Annotated in this window: 18 protein-coding genes; 8 read left to right on the forward strand and 10 right to left on the reverse strand. The window is 33.1% G+C overall.

All coding sequences use genetic code 11. The features are described from left to right. Positions 1-15: 15 nt before the first annotated feature. The 4 genes from FT986_RS02075 to FT986_RS02090 all read right to left on the reverse strand — a co-directional run bounded on the left by FT986_RS02075 (position 16) and on the right by FT986_RS02090 (position 4605). Positions 16-1062, reverse strand: a complete 1047-nt coding sequence (locus tag FT986_RS02075; RefSeq protein ID WP_147863601.1) for a glutathione synthetase — start codon at positions 1060-1062, stop codon at positions 16-18. Further along, on the reverse strand, positions 1059-2909 hold the full coding sequence (locus tag FT986_RS02080) for a flavohemoglobin expression-modulating QEGLA motif protein (RefSeq protein ID WP_147863602.1): 1851 nt from the start codon (positions 2907-2909) through the stop codon (positions 1059-1061). Before FT986_RS02080 ends, FT986_RS02075 begins: the two co-directional genes overlap by 4 nt. A 187-nt stretch (positions 2910-3096) precedes the next feature. After that, a complete protein-coding gene (locus FT986_RS02085) occupies positions 3097-3609 on the reverse strand; it encodes an acyl-CoA thioesterase (RefSeq protein ID WP_147863603.1) in 513 nt (170 codons plus the stop codon). A 45-nt stretch (positions 3610-3654) separates the two neighbouring features. Next, positions 3655-4605, reverse strand: a complete 951-nt coding sequence (locus FT986_RS02090) for an SPOR domain-containing protein (protein ID WP_255505882.1) — start codon at positions 4603-4605, stop codon at positions 3655-3657. 104 nt (positions 4606-4709) lie between these two features. Here FT986_RS02090 and dprA point away from each other — a divergent pair, with 104 nt between their 5' ends. The 3 genes from dprA (at position 4710) to FT986_RS02105 (ending at position 6827) form a co-directional block, all read left to right on the forward strand. Continuing rightward, positions 4710-5807, forward strand: a complete 1098-nt coding sequence (gene dprA / locus FT986_RS02095; RefSeq protein ID WP_147863605.1) for a DNA-processing protein DprA — start codon at positions 4710-4712, stop codon at positions 5805-5807. Positions 5808-5882: 75 nt separating this feature from the next. Then, the gene (locus tag FT986_RS02100) at positions 5883-6278 is read left to right on the forward strand and encodes a lipocalin family protein (protein ID WP_147863606.1); all 396 of its coding nucleotides are present in this window, start codon (positions 5883-5885) and stop codon (positions 6276-6278) included. Beyond that, positions 6279-6827 carry a hypothetical protein gene (locus FT986_RS02105; protein WP_147863607.1) on the forward strand — a complete coding sequence of 183 codons (549 nt, stop codon included), beginning with the start codon at positions 6279-6281 and terminating at the stop codon, positions 6825-6827. 71 nt (positions 6828-6898) lie between these two features. Here FT986_RS02105 and trpS read toward each other — a convergent pair whose 3' ends face one another. Continuing rightward, a complete protein-coding gene (trpS, locus tag FT986_RS02110; RefSeq protein WP_147863608.1) occupies positions 6899-7867 on the reverse strand; it encodes a tryptophan--tRNA ligase in 969 nt (322 codons plus the stop codon). Positions 7868-7934: 67 nt separating this feature from the next. On the opposite strand from trpS, the gene FT986_RS02115 reads away from it, so the two are divergent. Beyond that, positions 7935-8666 (forward strand): 1-acyl-sn-glycerol-3-phosphate acyltransferase, encoded by a 732-nt coding sequence (locus FT986_RS02115; RefSeq protein ID WP_147863609.1) that lies wholly within the window; start codon positions 7935-7937, stop codon positions 8664-8666. A gap of 61 nt (positions 8667-8727) precedes the next feature. Here FT986_RS02115 and FT986_RS02120 read toward each other — a convergent pair whose 3' ends face one another. From FT986_RS02120 to recA, 4 genes are all read right to left on the reverse strand, one after another. Continuing rightward, positions 8728-10197: an outer membrane beta-barrel protein gene (locus FT986_RS02120; protein WP_147863610.1), complete on the reverse strand. Its 1470-nt coding sequence runs from the start codon at positions 10195-10197 to the stop codon at positions 8728-8730. A gap of 2 nt (positions 10198-10199) precedes the next feature. Next, a complete protein-coding gene (locus FT986_RS02125; RefSeq protein WP_147863611.1) occupies positions 10200-10742 on the reverse strand; it encodes an RNA polymerase sigma factor in 543 nt (180 codons plus the stop codon). 6 nt (positions 10743-10748) lie between these two features. Continuing rightward, positions 10749-11165 (reverse strand): membrane lipoprotein lipid attachment site-containing protein, encoded by a 417-nt coding sequence (locus FT986_RS02130; protein WP_147863612.1) that lies wholly within the window; start codon positions 11163-11165, stop codon positions 10749-10751. A gap of 133 nt (positions 11166-11298) precedes the next feature. Next, the gene (gene recA / locus FT986_RS02135; protein WP_111539773.1) at positions 11299-12318 is read right to left on the reverse strand and encodes a recombinase RecA; all 1020 of its coding nucleotides are present in this window, start codon (positions 12316-12318) and stop codon (positions 11299-11301) included. 457 nt (positions 12319-12775) lie between these two features. Between recA and FT986_RS02140 the strand changes: the two genes are divergently transcribed. Further along, on the forward strand, positions 12776-13807 hold the full coding sequence (locus FT986_RS02140) for a rhodanese-related sulfurtransferase (RefSeq protein WP_147863613.1): 1032 nt from the start codon (positions 12776-12778) through the stop codon (positions 13805-13807). 39 nt (positions 13808-13846) lie between these two features. Here FT986_RS02140 and FT986_RS02145 read toward each other — a convergent pair whose 3' ends face one another. Continuing rightward, complete coding sequence (locus tag FT986_RS02145; protein ID WP_147863614.1) at positions 13847-15166, reverse strand: MBL fold metallo-hydrolase; 1320 nt, start codon at positions 15164-15166, stop codon at positions 13847-13849. A gap of 117 nt (positions 15167-15283) precedes the next feature. On the opposite strand from FT986_RS02145, the gene FT986_RS02150 reads away from it, so the two are divergent. The 3 genes from FT986_RS02150 (at position 15284) to FT986_RS02160 (ending at position 17442) form a co-directional block, all read left to right on the forward strand. Further along, complete coding sequence (locus tag FT986_RS02150; RefSeq protein WP_147863615.1) at positions 15284-15487, forward strand: hypothetical protein; 204 nt, start codon at positions 15284-15286, stop codon at positions 15485-15487. 220 nt (positions 15488-15707) lie between these two features. After that, positions 15708-16958, forward strand: a complete 1251-nt coding sequence (locus FT986_RS02155; RefSeq protein WP_147863616.1) for a regulatory iron-sulfur-containing complex subunit RicT — start codon at positions 15708-15710, stop codon at positions 16956-16958. Further along, positions 16951-17442 (forward strand): gliding motility lipoprotein GldH, encoded by a 492-nt coding sequence (locus FT986_RS02160; protein ID WP_147863617.1) that lies wholly within the window; start codon positions 16951-16953, stop codon positions 17440-17442. Before FT986_RS02155 ends, FT986_RS02160 begins: the two co-directional genes overlap by 8 nt. Positions 17443-17444: the final 2 nt, after the last annotated feature.

Here is a 17444-nt window from a genome sequence, read left to right on the forward strand (position 1 = left end):
TCTCTTTTCTAAAAATTATTCCATAGTAGCCAAAACCCTGTTAGAAAAGTGATGACCATACATTTCTTTATATTCTAGCTTTCTCTCTATTGCATCGATAATTTCATCGCCAAAATCGGGATAATCTATTTGATGGAAATAATCTAACCCCCCCGGACTTAAAACATTAATTTCTATCAACTTGTCTTTAACCACATCTAGACCAACAAAGAACAAACCATCTTGAATTAATTTTGGTGCAACCACCTCAATAATCTTTTTAAAATCATCGGTAAGCTCAACTGCTTCTGCCGTTGCTCCTTGATTAAAATTACTTCTAAATTCACCCTCTCCCATTTTTCTTCTAATCATAGAGTGTTTACCGTCGCGTTCAATAAGTCTACCGTTCATTAGTAAAATTCTCACATCACCGTCTTTTACATCGGGTAGATATTCTTGTCCAATTACATAACCTTGATTTAATAAGGTTTCGATAATTTGGTTGAGGTTTTTTTCATTTTCATCAATAAGATAAACATCTCTTCCACCCGAACCCTCCAAGGGTTTAAGCACCATCTTTTTGTTTTGCTTTTCAAAGAATTCTAAAATATCTTCTTTCTTGCGGGTAATGACAGAATCGGGTTTTATACTTGACGGAAGTTCTTCAAAGTAAAGTTTATCTATAAAAGCATGAGATAGTGCATAAGCATCATTGAGTACTAAAACTCCTTCTTGTTGCATCATTTTTCCAAAAGCCACACCAGCGTGTTCTGCCCACTGCCTTTCTACTTCTTCAGTAGGGTTATTTCTAATGAAAAGAACATCTACATTTTTAGAAGAGATTTTCTTTTTCTTGAGCTTCGCTTTTTTAATATCTTCAATAAACTTTTTAGCCGATTTAGTTTTCACGGATTTAGGTACTTGAAGCACGTGAATATTTAAAGGCTCGTTATGTGTGAAATTAAAATCACCCACATCCATCATCATTACGGTATGACCTCGTTGATGAGCATTGTGCATAAGTACCACAGAACTGTTGTAGTTCTCTTCGTCTACGTTATTTAATACAAAACATATTTTCATGGGTTGATCATTTGTGAGATGGGCAGGCCTTCTCTAATTAGTTGTAATCTCTCTTTTGCTATATCACTAGTTAAATAACTAGGGCGTAATTTTGGTGGATTTAGAACTTGTCTTTCAGTTAACTCTTTCACGACATCTAAATGTTTTAAGCTGAATTTACCAGCTAGCAATGGTTCATAATCTCCACCTTTTTGTAGGTAATTGCGTAAAAGCACTAATCCTTTCAAGTAAATTATATCTTTTATGAATCCTCCGCCTTGCATAATCCTCGAAGTGATATTAAAAGCACTTTCGGGAGAAAAGCCTTTTTCTTGAGTAAGCAATCTAAATATTTGTTGAAAATCTCCTCCATCCATTAGAGCTTTTCCTGCAACTACTCTTCCTGCCAAGGTTCGTAGTCGATTAGCAGTAAGGCCTCCAATTAAATATTCAGACATTACGGCGAGTCCTTCTTGTAAGGTATCATAATCGGCTAATCCAACACTTAATTGCTGTAAAGGTTGTTGTTGACCATTATAAAAAGTAAGCGCGTGCGTGCCAACCTCGTGCTGAATTAATGCTTCAGCTTCTGTCATGCTCATTTTATAATCACTAGGAATATATAACTCTCCTTGAGAAACCATCATAATATTGACATCGTCTCTTAAATGAACTTTACATTTAAAATTTTCATCTTGCTTCATGTAATGTGAAAACTCTTGAAGTGCTAAATCTCTAAAATAAGTAGCGTTGCAGTTATCTTTATCTTTGGTTTTTTCCTTTTCGGAAACGTCTTGTAATATTAGTTCTGCTTGTTCGCAAATTTCGTTGTCTATTCCTTTATAAAGTCGGATGCTGTTATAGAAAAAATTTTTACTACCCCTTTCATTAAGCATCGTAATTTGCTGATCTAATTCCTCTCTTTTTTCATGAAAGATATAAGACATAGCAGGGTCATTAATGTCTTCGATTTTTAGATTGTATAGCTTTCTTTTTAAAATATCTGGATCTATAGGAAGAAGACGATAATGATAGTCTAAAACTTTCTCGTACTTACTTTCAAAGAAAGTTTGTTTTATATTTTGAATATTTACAGGAGAAACCAACCATAAAAACTGAAAAGACTTCTCAATCTCTGCCAGTTCTTTATCGATTTCAAAAACCTTTTGCTTTAAACTTTTTCTTCCTAAAGCATAATAACTCTTTATAGGATTTTTAGTTTGTACTCTTATAAAATCATACACCGCTTTTTGAACGGAGTTGATAAGAAAATCTCTAAATTTCCTAAAAAATAATGGATATAAATGATATTCTTTATCTCTAAAAATGGGTGGTATTTCTAAACCTATCCATAAGGCACCAGAATCTTTAGCGTGTTGAATAGAAATTAAGGGTTCAACCCCTTCCGCTTGACGGTTTTCTAAATTTTTAATTTCTGCAGAAAGATTAATTCCTGAAGACAAACCAGAAGATTTGGTAAGCTCCTTTTTGAGAATTTCTAAAGTAGTAGAGATTCTTTTCGCAGGTCCTTTTATATAAAAAGTTTTACTTTCTAAATCTCCTAGATACATTTCGAAGAGCATGTAGGAGCCAAATTTGGTAGAAAGTTGATGTGATAAAGCTTTTAATAATTTTTGATAGCCCTGAAAATCTTTTTTCCCGATAATAAGATAAGCACCGCCACTGTTTATCATTTTTTTGATTCCGGTATCTTCATTCACTTGGCGATAGACAATGAGATAGGGGAGGTTGTCTTCTATATGCATCCACCCTCCTCCTGGAAGTTCACAATTTACCTCAGAGGATTCTTCAAGAGTTGCTAAGATCTTTTGTATAGATTCTTCTGAAAAACTTGAAATATGAAGCATTACTAAACGAAATTTTATATTTAATTAGGTAAAGAATAATACATCCGAGAAATCGGAAATATTTTCTACAGTTAAATTAAAAATAAAACAGCGTTTAGATGTAACTCAAAAACAACTTTGGCTTTAATTTAAGAGGAAGCTGTTGGTTGTTAAGGTTTTATTTAGAAACTATGATTTTTTTAGGAAGTTAATTTTCGAAAAGCGCTTTTAGCTCGGTTGCTTCTTGAGGTTTCATTTTTCCTGCCAAGACCAAACTAAGTTGCTTTCTACGTAATGCGGCATCGTATCTTTCCTTTTCTACAGCGGTTTCTGGCTCTAAAGGAGGAACAGGAACGGGTAAACCGCTATCGTCTACTGCAACAAAAGTATAAATAGCATCATTGGCTTTAGATCGAATTCCGCTTTCGCGATCTTCAATCCATACATCTATAATTACCTCCATAGAGCTTTTAAAAGATCGTGAAATATTGGCTTCTACGGTAACTACACTTCCTAACGGAATTGTTTTTTTAAATGCTACATGATTCACAGAGGCAGTAACCACAATTCTTCGGCTATGTCTTCTTGCAGCAATACTCGCAGCTCTATCCATTCTTGCAAGTAACTCTCCCCCGAAAAGATTATTTAGAGGATTGGTCTCACTAGGTAAGACTAAATCGGTAAGTATAGTTTTTGAATCTTTAGGATGTTTTGGCTCCATCTTCTTTTTTTGTGCAAAGATAAGCTTATGAATGTTAAAAAGAGATTAAAGTTCTTTAACTAGCAACCAAGCTCCAGGATTGTTTGATTTTTTAATTTCGCGAAGTTTTGCTAAGGCTTCTTCTCGAGTTTCAAAACTGCCATAAACTACTTGATGTAAACCATATTTGTTAGCACCAATTTCTCTTGGAGAGAAACCTTCGGCTTTCAACTGAGTTACTTTTTTTGCTGCATTTTCTTTTTCTCTAAAAGCTCCTGCAACAATATGATAATTCCCTATTTCGGTTTTTACCTTAAATACAATTTCTGGTAGGGGATTGTTAATGACAAAAGTAGCTTCTTGTATTTGCTGTTCTACTTTTTTGGTGGCTTTTTGTTGTTCTACCAAGTTATGTTCGGTTACATTTTGGCTGTACCAATTAGCGCCAAATAAGCCAGCAACACCTAGAGCAATAACTCCTACAGCAGCATATTTTGCAAATGCATAGCTAGAAGTACTTCGTTTTACAATAGCTTCTTGTAAAGAAATTTCTTTTATAGGAGCCGTAGTAATTTCTTCTTGTTGAGGTAAAATTTTTGATGCTTTTTCCTTAACGGAATTAGCTTTCGTGCTTTGTAGCCCAAAAGAATCTAATAAGAAATTTTGGCTGTCATTAACAAAGAATAATATTTTGTCATCTTTTTGATAGAAAGTACCTATTTCAGGTAACTTTATTTCTTTGTGTTTAGCCAGAGAACTAGAAAGTTGTTCTACAAATAAATTGATTTTATCTACCGCTTGTTGATAGCTAATATTTTCCGCTTTAGCGATATAGTTAGCTAAAATTCCGTCATTCTCAATTAACTGTCGGTTAAAAGAAATGCTTTTAGAAGGTGCTATAAATTGCTGATTTTGAATGTCTAAATAAGCCGATTTTCTTTGGGTTAAAAAACCTCCAAAACCAGGTATAACAACGCATTCGTAGCGGTATAATAATTCTTTTATGTAGTGTTCCATTCTCATTAAAACAAAAGTAGACGTTTTTTGTAAAACGAAAAATAAGATGTCAAAATTTTATTAACAAATGTTTTTATGTAATTTTAGAAAGAGCCTAACACACTATGAGCGAGCAAGAACTAATTTATTTACTAGCATTACAAAAAGTACCTAACATCGGAGATATTTCTGCGAAAAAGCTATTGAGAACATTAGGTTCCGCGGAAGCGATTTTTAAGAGTACCAAAAAAGAACTAAAACTAATTGAAGGCTTTGGAGATTTAAAAATTAATAGCATTCACGATTCTTTGTACATGGAAGAAGCAGAACAAGAGCTTTTATTTATAGAAAAAGAAAATATTGAGGTTCGTTATTTTGAAGACAGAAATTATCCCGATTATTTAAAACATTGCATTGATGCTCCTATTTTACTATTTCAAAAAGGAAATATTGATTTAGCGCACAAAAAAATTGTAAGCATTGTAGGAACAAGAAAAGTAACCACTCATGGAGTGGCTTTTTGCGAACAACTTATAGAAGAGCTTGCACCGTTGAATCCTGTAATAGTTTCAGGGTTTGCATACGGAGTAGATATTTGTGCACATAAGGCAGCTATGGCTCATGGATTGCAAACTATAGGTTGTTTAGCTCATGGATTAGATCAAATTTATCCTAAAGCCCACGCTAAATATGAGAATGAAGTGATGAATCATGGAGGCTTTATGACCGATTTTTGGAGCGGATCTTATTTTGACAGAAAAAATTTCTTGAAAAGAAATCGCATTATCGCTGGCTTAAGTGAGGTTACGATTGTTATTGAAAGTGCCGAAAAGGGTGGTTCTTTGGTCACTGCCGATATTGCCAACTCTTATAATAGAGAAGTGTTTGCAGTGCCAGGAAGAAATACCGACCAGTTGAGTAAAGGCTGTAATAATTTAATTAAAACTCAGCAAGCTAGGTTACTAACGAATGTAGCTGATTTGGTATATGTGCTTAATTGGGATATTCGGGATCAAAAGAAACAACAAACACAGCTTTTTGTCGAACTTTCTACTGAAGAACAGTTTGTATTCGATACTTTAAAGAAGTTAGGAAAGTCTGAAGTAGATGTGCTTGCTTTGCAATGTAAATTACCCACGTTTAAACTCAATCCTATACTATTAGTTTTAGAATTAAAAGGGGTTGTGAGACCATTACCTGGAAAACAATTTGAAGTAATTTAATTTATCGCATATATTGCGGCTCATTTATAATGATATATCATGAATTTTTCTAAACCATTTTTCCTATTCTTATTTTTGTCGATATTAATTTTTTCATCTTGTAGCAGCGATGATGATACTTCTTCTAATGATATCCCTGTTGATAATCCAGAAGAGGCAATTATCGGACAATGGAATTTAACCGCAAGAACCGAAGATGGCTTAGAGTTCTGTGAGCTATCCAATAAGTTTTATTTTAATGAAGATAATACTCTTGAGTTTGATTATAATGAAGGAGATGAACCTGGGGATTGTTATAATTTATTAATTATGGGCAGTTATGAATTCTTGGATGAGAATCAATTAAAACTTACTTTTGAAAGCCCTATTGAGTCTACACAAAACGTTACCTATGAGTTTTCAAATAGCTCTACACTTTTAATTTCGTTCTTTGAAGATAGCACAGTGACAGAAACTTATAAAAAGCAATAAATGAAAAAAGTTTTATTTATAGTATTAAGTTTAATTATTTTTCAAGAAATAGCTGCACAAAATAATGTTGATAGCAGTTATACTGAAAATGTATTTAGAATAAATTTTTTAAACCCAGGAGTAGAATATGAATATGCGGTAACCAATACATCAACTCTTTCTGGTGGTTTAGGGGTAACTTACGGAGGATCTTATCCAGATTTATCTGGAGGAGGTTCTGGTTTTAGATATCTTATTACACCTTTTTTAGATCTTCAATATAAACACTTTTATAATTTTAAAAAACGCTTAGCCAAGAATAAAAATACGGCTCACAATTCTGGTAATTTTATTTCTGGGAGATTTTATACTAGAGGAGAAACTATAGAGAGTAATTTTGACAGAACTTCTAATTATGATTTTGCAGTGGGACCCACATGGGGATTACAACGTTCCTACGGAAAGTTTCATTTGCTTTTTGACGTTGGTACCATTTATTATTTTGATACTAAAGGAAACGGTAACTGGTTTCCTATTATGATTCAACTTAATATTGGACTTAATTTATAATTGAATTTTAAACCATAAAAGCCACTTCTTTTTATCGAAGTGGCTTTTTTTATATCTAATTTCTTATAAGATTAATACCCTAATTTTTCTCTTACTCTAGCGAGTACTCCATTAGCAGTTTGTTGTGCTTTTTGAGCTCCGGTTTCTAAAGCTGAATCTATTTCTTCAAGGTGAGTCATATAATACTTATACTTTTCTCTCTGTACCGCATATTTATCAATTAAAAGGTCGAATAGAGCTTGTTTTGCGTGGCCATAACCGTAATTACCACCTTCATAATTAGCCCTCATTTCTTTAATTTGTTCCGCGGAAGCGATTACTTTATAAAGGTTATACACATTACACGTATCGGGATTTTTAGGTTCTTCTAAAGGAGTACTATCGGTCTCGATACCCATTACTTGCTTGCGTAATTTTTTATCGGTCTCAAAAAGGTTGATGTAATTCCCTCTAGATTTACTCATTTTTTCGCCATCGGTACCAGGAATATATTTGGTCTCTTCTTGTATTTTTCCTTCAGGCAAGACAAAAGTTTCTCCCATTTGGGTATGAAAACGAGAAGCTACATCGCGGGTCATTTCTATGTGTTGCAATTGATCTTTTCCTACAGGAACCAATTCGGCATCGTATAATAAAATATCTGCTGCCATTAACATAGGGTAAGTAAATAATCCCGAATTAACATCTGCCAATCTATCGGCTTTATCTTTAAAAGAATGTGCCAAGGTGAGACGTTGAAAAGGAAAGAAACAACTTAGATACCAAGAAAGTTCGGTAGTTTGAGGAACATCACTTTGTCTATAAAAAACGGTCTTATGAATGTCTAAACCAAATGCAAGCCAAGTTGCTGCGACAGAGTAGGTGTTGTGCTTAAGCGTTTCTGCATCTTTAATTTGCGTTAAGGTATGCAAATTAGCAATAAACAAATACGATTCGTTTTTAGAATCGTTTGCCATCTCAATAGCGGGAATAATGGCTCCTAAAAGGTTTCCTAAGTGAGGTGTGCCTGTACTTTGCACACCTGTTAGTATTCTAGACATAATTATATTTTTTGTAAAGGTACTTTTTTTATAGAGTTTGCTAAATACATTTTCATATTTTTGGAAGATGAAGATTTTAAAGAAATCTATAATTTTGCTGTGGCGGATTTGGTTTTATGTGTTAATGGGAGTTCCTATTATACTCATGTTTCCGCTATTGCTATTGTTTACCTCTAAGGAGAAATTTTATCCACATTTTTTTGTGTTAGCTCGGTTTTGGGCGAGAATCATAATCTACGGTATGGGCTTTAGACCTATTATAAAACGAGAAGCAGAACCTCAATTAGGTTCTAGCTATATGTTTGTGGCTAATCACACTTCTATGATGGATATTATGATGATGTTGCATATGGTAAAAAATCCATTTGTCTTCGTTGGTAAAAAAGAGCTAGCAAAAATTCCCATCTTCGGTTTTTTCTATAAGCGTACGTGTATTTTGGTTGACCGAAAAAATATACGCAGTCGAAAAGAAGTTTTTAACCAAGCTCAGCGTAGACTTAATCAAGGAGTAAGTATTTGCATTTTTCCCGAAGGAGGTGTGCCAGATGATGAAAGTACAATTTTAGACTCTTTTAAAGATGGTGCTTTTAGGTTGGCTATAGACCATAAAATATCTATAGTACCTTTAGTATTCTATGATAACAAAAAAAGATTTTCTTATACTTTTTTTAGCGGAAGCCCTGGTAGAATGAGAGCAAAAATCCTTCCTTTCTTTTCTACTCAACCATATTCCCACGAAAATAAAGCGCAGCTAAAAGAAAAGGTAAGAGAAGTGATCCTAGACGAATTAACTTCTTAAAAGTAAAAAGACTTATCTTTTTATATAAGATAAGCCTTTTCTACTTACTACTTCAACTTAACTAAAACTTAAAATTTAATCCTGTATATACCCCAAAATAATAAGGTTTAAAACCATTGGTATTTCCCGAAAATGTATTGAGTTGATATTTAAAGGTAGGTTCTACATTAAAATCTAATTTTTCTGAAATCTCATACCCAAGACCAACTCCTAAGTTAGTACTAAAACTTACTGAGTTAAGGTTATTCGCTTTTCCTAAATTGGTAACACCTTCAGAAGAGGAAATAGCAACTTCATTTTCATTGAGAATAAGACTACTTGCACCACCTATAAGGTGAATTCCAAAACGTTTGTCTAATAAAGCGTATTCAACCTCTAATGGTACTTCAATAAAACCAACTTGTTGTTTTAAATCTCCAAGAGTATGTGGGTTAATATTACGTTCTTGCAAACTAGGATTACTGTTGTTTGATGGTCGTGCACTTACCACCTGTATATTTTTAGTCCGAGCATTACTATTTACACCGCTAAGACTCACAGGCTCTACAGATGAGGTAAAAGCAACATCATTGGTACTATAATTTAATTTAACCCTGCTCACCCCTGTTCTAACTTTTAATTTTTTAGAAACAGCATAAGCAAAATTAACTCCGTATGCCATACTGACTTCCCCGGAAGCATTATTATTAGAAAATTGTGGGTCTATAGGGCTTCCAGAATCACTTAGATTTCCGTAATAAACTGGAGAGACATTGGGTCTAATATTCCAGCGAGCAAAACTTTCAGTTTCATCATCCTCTTTCTCATCATTATTTTCTTCTTTAAGTTCTTTCTCCCGTTGTGCTAAGGCATTCTCTTTTTCTAAGTTTTCTTTTGTTAATGTACTGTCTTTATTAATTACTGTAGAAGCAAGGTTGGTATTTGATTTTAAATTTGCTTCTTGATTAAAGTCAGTTTCTCCCTTGAAGCTTTCAGTGGTTTCTAAAAGGTTCTCTTTAGTTGTTGCTTCCGCGGAAGCGTTATTAGTTTGAGCTATATTTTGAGTTGAATTTTCGTGAGCAGAATGATAAGAGTTGAATCGTTTCTTTGATTTTTTTACCGATTCTTGCTGAGAATAAAAATCGGTATTATTCTCTTTCTCGGGAGTAGTACTTGGACTGGTTTCTGCAATTTTAATTTCGGTTTTCAACTTGTCTTTTTCCTGAAGTGAAACAGAGCTTTCTTTACTTTTATTTATTACAGCATTTTTTAAAGAAGGGACAGATTCATCTTTTAAAGTTTCTTCTTTAGGATTACTAGAATTAACGATTTCCACTTGTTCGGACTCAAATAAAGTATCTCCTAAAAATATAAGTAAAGCAATAGCAGCAGCAATGCCCGCGGTCTTGTACCAAAATATAGGTATGACTCTGCGTTTTTTGTCTTTCTTTAATTCTTGTTCAATATTTTTCCACACACGTTTATGTGGAGTAGCTTCAAAATCTTTGAACTTCTCCTGATATAAACGATCTATATTCTTCTTATTACTCATCTTTAAACAGACTGTACGTTATTTTTTTTTTGACTTTCTTCTATCTTTTGTTTTAAAATCCCTCTAGCCCTAGCAAGATTAGATTTTGAGGTACCTATAGAAATACCCATGGTTTCTGCGATTTCTTTGTGAGAGTAGCCGTCTAAAGCGTAGAGGTTAAAAACCATACGGTAACGGTCTGGCAAATCTTGAATTATTTGAAGTAAAAATTTTAAAGGGATATTCTCTTCATTGATTTCTACTTCGGGTTGTTCTATGTTTTCTTCATTTACAATTTCAAAAACGTGTTGTTTTCGATAACGTTGTAAAGCCGTATTAATCACTATTCTTTTCATCCAGCCTTCAAAAGAGCCTTTAAAGTTAAACTGGTTAATTTTCTTGAAAATAATGATAAAGGCATCTTGTAAATTATCTTCGGCCTCGGCATAATTTCTTGAGTATTTTAAAGAAACCGAAAAAAGCTTATGTGAGAAAAGTTGATATAACTTTTCCTGAGATTTTAAATCTTGCTTTTTACATTGTTTTATAAGCTTCTCAATACTCATTAATAATTATTGCTGAATCATTATTTCTTTAGTTAGGTATAACTCATTTCCTTCTTCATCTTCGCCTTGATATATTTTAAAAGTATAATAATCGTTACGATCTACAAAAAACTCAAACATTTCCGTAACGGTAGTATTTTCTAGATCTTCACAATTAGAGCCATTTTCTATTACAGTATTTAAAATACTTAACTTAACCTCTTGTTCGTTTTCAATAACGTTAAATCCTGCAAAGCCATAACAGGTAGAAGGACGGTTATAACTTAGCGGGAAATTATAGGTTTCGTTAAAATTTATAGTGTCGGGAAAATCAATAGAAGTAACTGGCATTAATTCATAGGTAAAATCAATATCATTTATATCATCATTACTACAACTTGTAACTAAGACAAGGAGGGTAAAAAACAGGGTAATTTTTTTCATCACTTGAGAATGTATTTCTTACAATACAAATATAAGGGTTTAGTTATAGATGTTTTATTATCAGAATGGTTGCGTGTAAAACAAAAGAATCTCGCCATTGGCGAGATTCTTTAATCTAAAAAACAAAATGTTTTTAAGCTTTAGCTAATTTGATAGCTTCAGTAATTTTAGTTTCCAGCTCATCCATTAAATCTGGATTGTCTTTTAAAAGTGCTTTAACGGCGTCTCTACCTTGACCTAATTTAGTGTCTTCATAGCTAAACCAAGAACCACTTTTCTTTACAATTTCGTAGTCTACACCTATATCAATGATTTCTCCAACTTTAGAAACCCCTTCGCCGTACATAATATCAAATTCTGCCATTTTAAAAGGAGGAGCAACTTTGTTCTTCACTACTTTTACACGGGTTTTATTCCCCATTACGTCGCTATTACTGTTTTTAATTTGAGTAGATCTTCTAATATCTAATCTTACAGAAGCATAAAATTTAAGAGCGTTACCTCCCGTAGTAGTTTCTGGATTTCCAAACATTACTCCAATCTTCTCACGTAACTGGTTAATAAAAATAACGGTACAATTAGTTTTACTAATAGAAGCCGTTAATTTTCTCAACGCTTGTGACATTAACCTAGCATGAAGCCCCATTTTTGAGTCTCCCATTTCTCCTTCAATTTCACTTTTAGGAGTTAATGCTGCTACAGAATCGACTACAATTATATCTATTGCTCCAGAACGTATTAGGTTATCGGCAATTTCTAATGCTTGCTCCCCATGATCTGGCTGAGAAATAATTAGATTTTCAATATCAATTCCTAACTTTTCAGCATACGTACGATCAAAAGCATGCTCTGCATCAATAAATGCTGCAATACCTCCTGCTTTTTGAGCTTCCGCAATAGCGTGTAACGTTAATGTAGTTTTACCAGAAGATTCTGGTCCGTAAATTTCAATTACTCTACCTCTAGGATAACCTCCCACTCCTAAGGCTAAATCTAAGCCTAAAGAACCCGAAGGGATAGCATCTACATCTTGTACGGCTTGATCACTCATTTTCATCACCGTTCCCTTACCGTAAGTTTTATCTAACTTGTCTAACGTTAATTTTAACGCTTTTAGTTTTGCTTCTTTTTCGTTATCTTTTTCTTTGCTCATAATCTATCGCTTTCTATGTTATCTTCAAGTGGTGCTAAAGTACTATAAGTTTTGTTTCATTACAATCTTATACGCAACCTTTTTATATTTCTTGCATCTACTTTAAAAGCAAGGAGAACATTTATGAAATTTCTCAAAAAAAATATGATTTTGAATTCCCGTCACGGCGGTGCTACCATAAGTTTTATGAGTAGCTGTAAAGTGGACGGTGGCTAACGTTATTTCTATTTTTTGATTTTTTTTAAAAAAATATAAATAACGAATTAGCCGTTCAAAAAAATGCCCCAAGCAAAAGTTTCGGGCATTTTTTTTACCTCTAATTTATCACAAAAGCTTATGAAGCTTGTTTCTAATTGAAAACAACTTCTAATCCACACATTTAAGCTTATTCCCAAGTTCTTTATTTTTATATTATCTTTGCCGCTTCAACTTTTGTATAACTTAAAATTAGTATAGCATGCAACTGTACAATAAGCTAAGTGCACAAGAGAGAGCGCAGCTTTTAGATGATGCCGGTGAAGACCGTTTAACGCTTTCTTTTTATCAGTACGCCAAAATTGGCAATCCAGAACTTTTTAGAAATCATTTATTTATTGCTTGGGACCAACTAGAGGTCTTAGGTAGAATTTATGTTGCAAACGAAGGGATTAATGCCCAACTTTCTGTTCCTGCAACCCGATTTAATGAATTTAAAAATTTTCTTGACGGAATTTATTTCTTAGAAGGTGTACGTTTAAATATTGCCATCGAGCACGATACCAAATCTTTTCTAAAATTAAAAGTGAAAGTACGTGATAAAATTGTAGCCGACGGTCTAAATGATGAAACCTTCGATGTTACTCAAAAAGGAATTCACGTAGACGCACAAAAATTTAATGATCTTATTAGTGATCCTAACACGGTTTTGGTAGATATGCGAAACCATTACGAAAGTGAAATAGGGCATTTTAAAGGAGCTGTTACACCAGATGTAGACACCTTTCGAGATTCTTTAGATATTATAGAAGAAGATTTGAAAGAGCACAAAGAAGATAAAAATTTGGTTATGTATTGCACTGGAGGTATTCGTTGCGAAAAAGCTAGTGCTTACTATAAGCATAAAGGTTTTAAAAATGTATTTCAATTAGAAGGTGGTATTATAGAATACTCCCGCCAAGTAGAAAATTTACAATTAGAAAATAAATTTATAGGGAAGAATTTTGTGTTTGATCACCGTCGAGCGGAAAAAATCACCGATGATGTTATTGCCAAGTGTCACCAATGTGGCGAAGCCTGCGATACGCATGTAAATTGCGATAATGAAGCTTGCCATTTGTTGTTTATACAATGTACATCTTGTGCAGAAAAAATGGACAACTGTTGTTCTCAAGAATGTAAAGAGGTGAATGCACTTCCTCATGAAGAGCAAAAAGCACTAAGAAAAGGAAAACACAACAGTAATAAAATCTTTAAAAAAGGAAGATCTGAAGTGCTGAAGTTTAAAATATAATTACAAAAAACCCTTCAGGAATTTGAAGGGTTTTTTTATTTAAGCTTTTTTTAGTCTATAAAGAAGTTGACTTATTCCATTAGCTTTTAATCTCGCCACCGTATAATTGAACATTTTCTTAGAGAAAAGATATTTGCTTTTTAAATAAATTTCAGAATTATTTAAATTAGTTATGAGTCTATACCATTTCCAAGTAGATTCATTTTTTTCGATAAAATATTGAGCTCCTACTCCTAAAGTCTGTACCCCCCAAGTTGTGCTAAAGGCTTGATGAAAGGGTTGGGAATGCATAATCAAATCGGCGTTATCTATTGAAATATCAAGATTTTTCTCAATTATTCCCGAGGCCATCGAGAAAGATATTCCGTAATTGCTATCTTCTAAAAACACAGATATTTTCCCTAACTTATTTAAAATAAATTTTGGGTAGCTTAAAAGCAACTGATCTCTTCTTTTGAAAAACCCTTCTTTTATAGTTTCAAAAGAAATTTCAGGATAACTGTCATAATCTAAAGAGGCAAAATTAGATTGTTCTTCAAATTTTTTGAGAGCTTTAGAATCATCATAATTTTCATTATTCAAATCTAACTCATCATTAATATAAAGAGCTTTTAATCCCAAGCCTTCTTGATCGAAAATATTTTTTACATCATTTACTGTATTGTGGTAAGCGTTAATATATTTATTGGTGATACTCGAAAAATACACAAAACTTGCAAATGGGATCGTAATTTTAGCATTTAGACCTTTATGATCTGTGATCATATTTTGTAAAATGCCCTTAGCTTTGGTTTCAATTTGAGGAATATTTTCTCTAGAACCATTATTACCCGCTAACGAAAATTGATTGAGTAAAGCATCTATTTTAGAATCAAACTTCTTTGAAATTATCTTATAATCATTGGCATTAGGCTCGCAGTCATTCATATTAAAAACAGAAAACCCCTTATTTTTAACACCTAAAGCAGAATCCATAATACCTACTTGATAAACAAAAACTTCTGTTTGATCGGTAAGCTTAGTTAATTTAGAATGCGTAAGTAATTTTACAGTTTTAAAACCTAAACGTTTAAATGCATTTGGCATTTTATCAGAATTTTTCTTCTGAAAAAGAACAGTAACTCTTTCCTTAAATGAAGCGGGTAAATTTTTAAGGGTTTCAATATGAAAGTGATCTGGGTGTTCATGAGAAATCCATAAATAATCTATTTCATTATACCATTCTTCCTTAAAGTTAGGTTTTGGGTGTAAGCTCCAAGAGTTATTAAAAGCTTTTCCCACTAACCAAGGGTCTGTCCATATTTTACAATCAGAACATGTGATTATTGCAGAAGCTTGTGATATTAATTTTACTTTCATATTTTTAGATTATAATATAAATGTGTCTTTTGAAGACAAGAATTACAAATGTAAAAACAATTTGTGTAATCGATGTTTTAATTTATAATAATGCCTTTTCAAGTACTTCAATAGTTTATGAAAATTCAACTCATCAATAAACTTGTATTTTTTTCCGCGTTAAGCGTGCTTTTATATTTTTTGTGGCTCTACAGTTTTACTTATTTTGACATTAAAGATACTCCTGTAATTGTAGGTGTTTTTGTAGAGTTATTAACTATTCCCGCATTTTTGGCTACTACTGTTATATTAGTAGCGTCATTTTTTGTGGTACAAAAGTAAATGGAATCCTGTTTCTTTTCCGTTAGCCGCTATTTTGGTAACACTTTTTCTTATCTATTTTCTCGTTAAAATCTCTTTCTAAGAAGAGAAACCTATTATCTTTTTTCATTTTCTCGCTCCTCACAATAAATTGGTATATTTACCCTTTTAAATAAAGTATTAATTTTTCAATACACGCAGTAATGAAATAGCTGCGATTGTATTTCAATATATAGAACATATGGCGTGTGGAAGTTGCTCGACTGGCAAAGACGGTCAGCCAAAAGGATGTAAGAATAATGGAACCTGCGGTACAGATGGTTGTAATAAACTAACCGTATTCGATTGGTTATCAAATATGAGTTTGCCTAATGGGCAAGAAACTTTTCAATGTGTAGAAGTACGTTTTAAGAACGGAAGAAAACACTTTTTCAAGAATACAGAAAACCTTACTTTAAGTATGGGTGATGTGGTGGCAGTAGAAGCTTCACCAGGTCATGATGTAGGAATTGTTACCCTTACGGGGGAATTGGTTCGCGTACAAATGAAGAAAAAGCGCGTAAAAGTAGATAGTGAAGAAGTATTGAAAATTTATAGAAAAGCTTCACAAAAAGATATTGATATCTGGCAAACTGCACGAGAAAAAGAAGAGCCTATGAAGGTGAGAGCTCGTGAAATAGCAATTCGTCTTCAGTTAAAAATGAAGATTAGTGATATTGAATTTCAAGGAGATGCCTCTAAAGCTACTTTTTATTATACCGCAGAAGAGCGTGTAGATTTTAGGCAACTTATTAAAGAGTTTGCACAAGAATTTAGAACGCGTATTGAAATGCGCCAAATTGGTTTTAGACAAGAAGCAGCTCGCCTTGGCGGAATTGGTTCTTGTGGGCGTGAATTATGCTGCTCTACTTGGTTAACCGACTTTAGAAGTGTAACCACATCGGCGGCTAGATACCAACAGCTATCATTAAATCCGCAAAAATTGGCAGGTCAATGTGGTAAATTGAAGTGTTGTTTAAATTACGAATTAGATTCTTATTTAGATGCTCTTAAAGAATTTCCAAGACAGGATACAAAACTCCAAACTCAAAAGGGGACGGCGGTTTGTCAAAAGATAGACATTTTTAAAGGTTCTCTTTGGTATGCGTATGAAGGGGAATGGATGAATTGGCATGAGTTAACTACAGATCAAGTTAAAATCATTATTAAAGCTGCAAAGGATAAAAAGCCAGTAGCAAGTTTGGAAGAGTTTGCAATTCAACTTCAGCAAGAAGTAGAGGTAGATTTTAGTAATGTAGTTGGGCAAGATAGTTTAACCCGATTTGATAAACCTAAATCATCTCAACCTAAAAAGAGAAGAAAGAAAAAGAGAAAGCCACAAAAGGCAAATGCAAATACGAATGCAAACTCTAAACCTAATCAAAAAACGGGTAGTAAAAAACCTCAGAACAAGTCAAATAACAGGAGAAAAAATAATTCTAAAAATGCATAAATTAGGAGTTTTTCTTTTAGGATCTATTTTCCTAGTTAGCGTAATTTCTTGTGACTCTAAGCAAGTGTATGATGAGTATAAAAGTATACCAAATGCGTGGGCAAAAGACTCTGTAGTTAAATTTGAAATAAAAAATATTGATAGTTTACAGACTTATAACTTGTTTTTTAACGTTAGAAATAATAGTGATTATAAGTATAATAACCTTTTTCTAATATCAAAAATGCAGTTTCCCAACGGAAAACAAATTACAGATACTTTAGAATATGAAATGGCTTACCCTAATGGAGATTTTATGGGAACAGGAGCAGGAGAAGTAAAAGAGAATAAACTTTGGTACAAAGAAAACGTACGCTTTTTAGAGGATGGAGCATATACCGTTACCTTAGAACAAGCAATGCGTGAAAATGGAGAAGTAGAAGGTATAAAGAATTTAGAAGGGATTTTAGAAATAGGTTTTAGAGTAGAAAAAACAACTAATTAATA

Origin of the sequence: Mesonia sp. K4-1 (assembly GCF_008017825.1) — a bacterium.
Lineage (GTDB): Bacteria > Bacteroidota > Bacteroidia > Flavobacteriales > Flavobacteriaceae > Mesonia.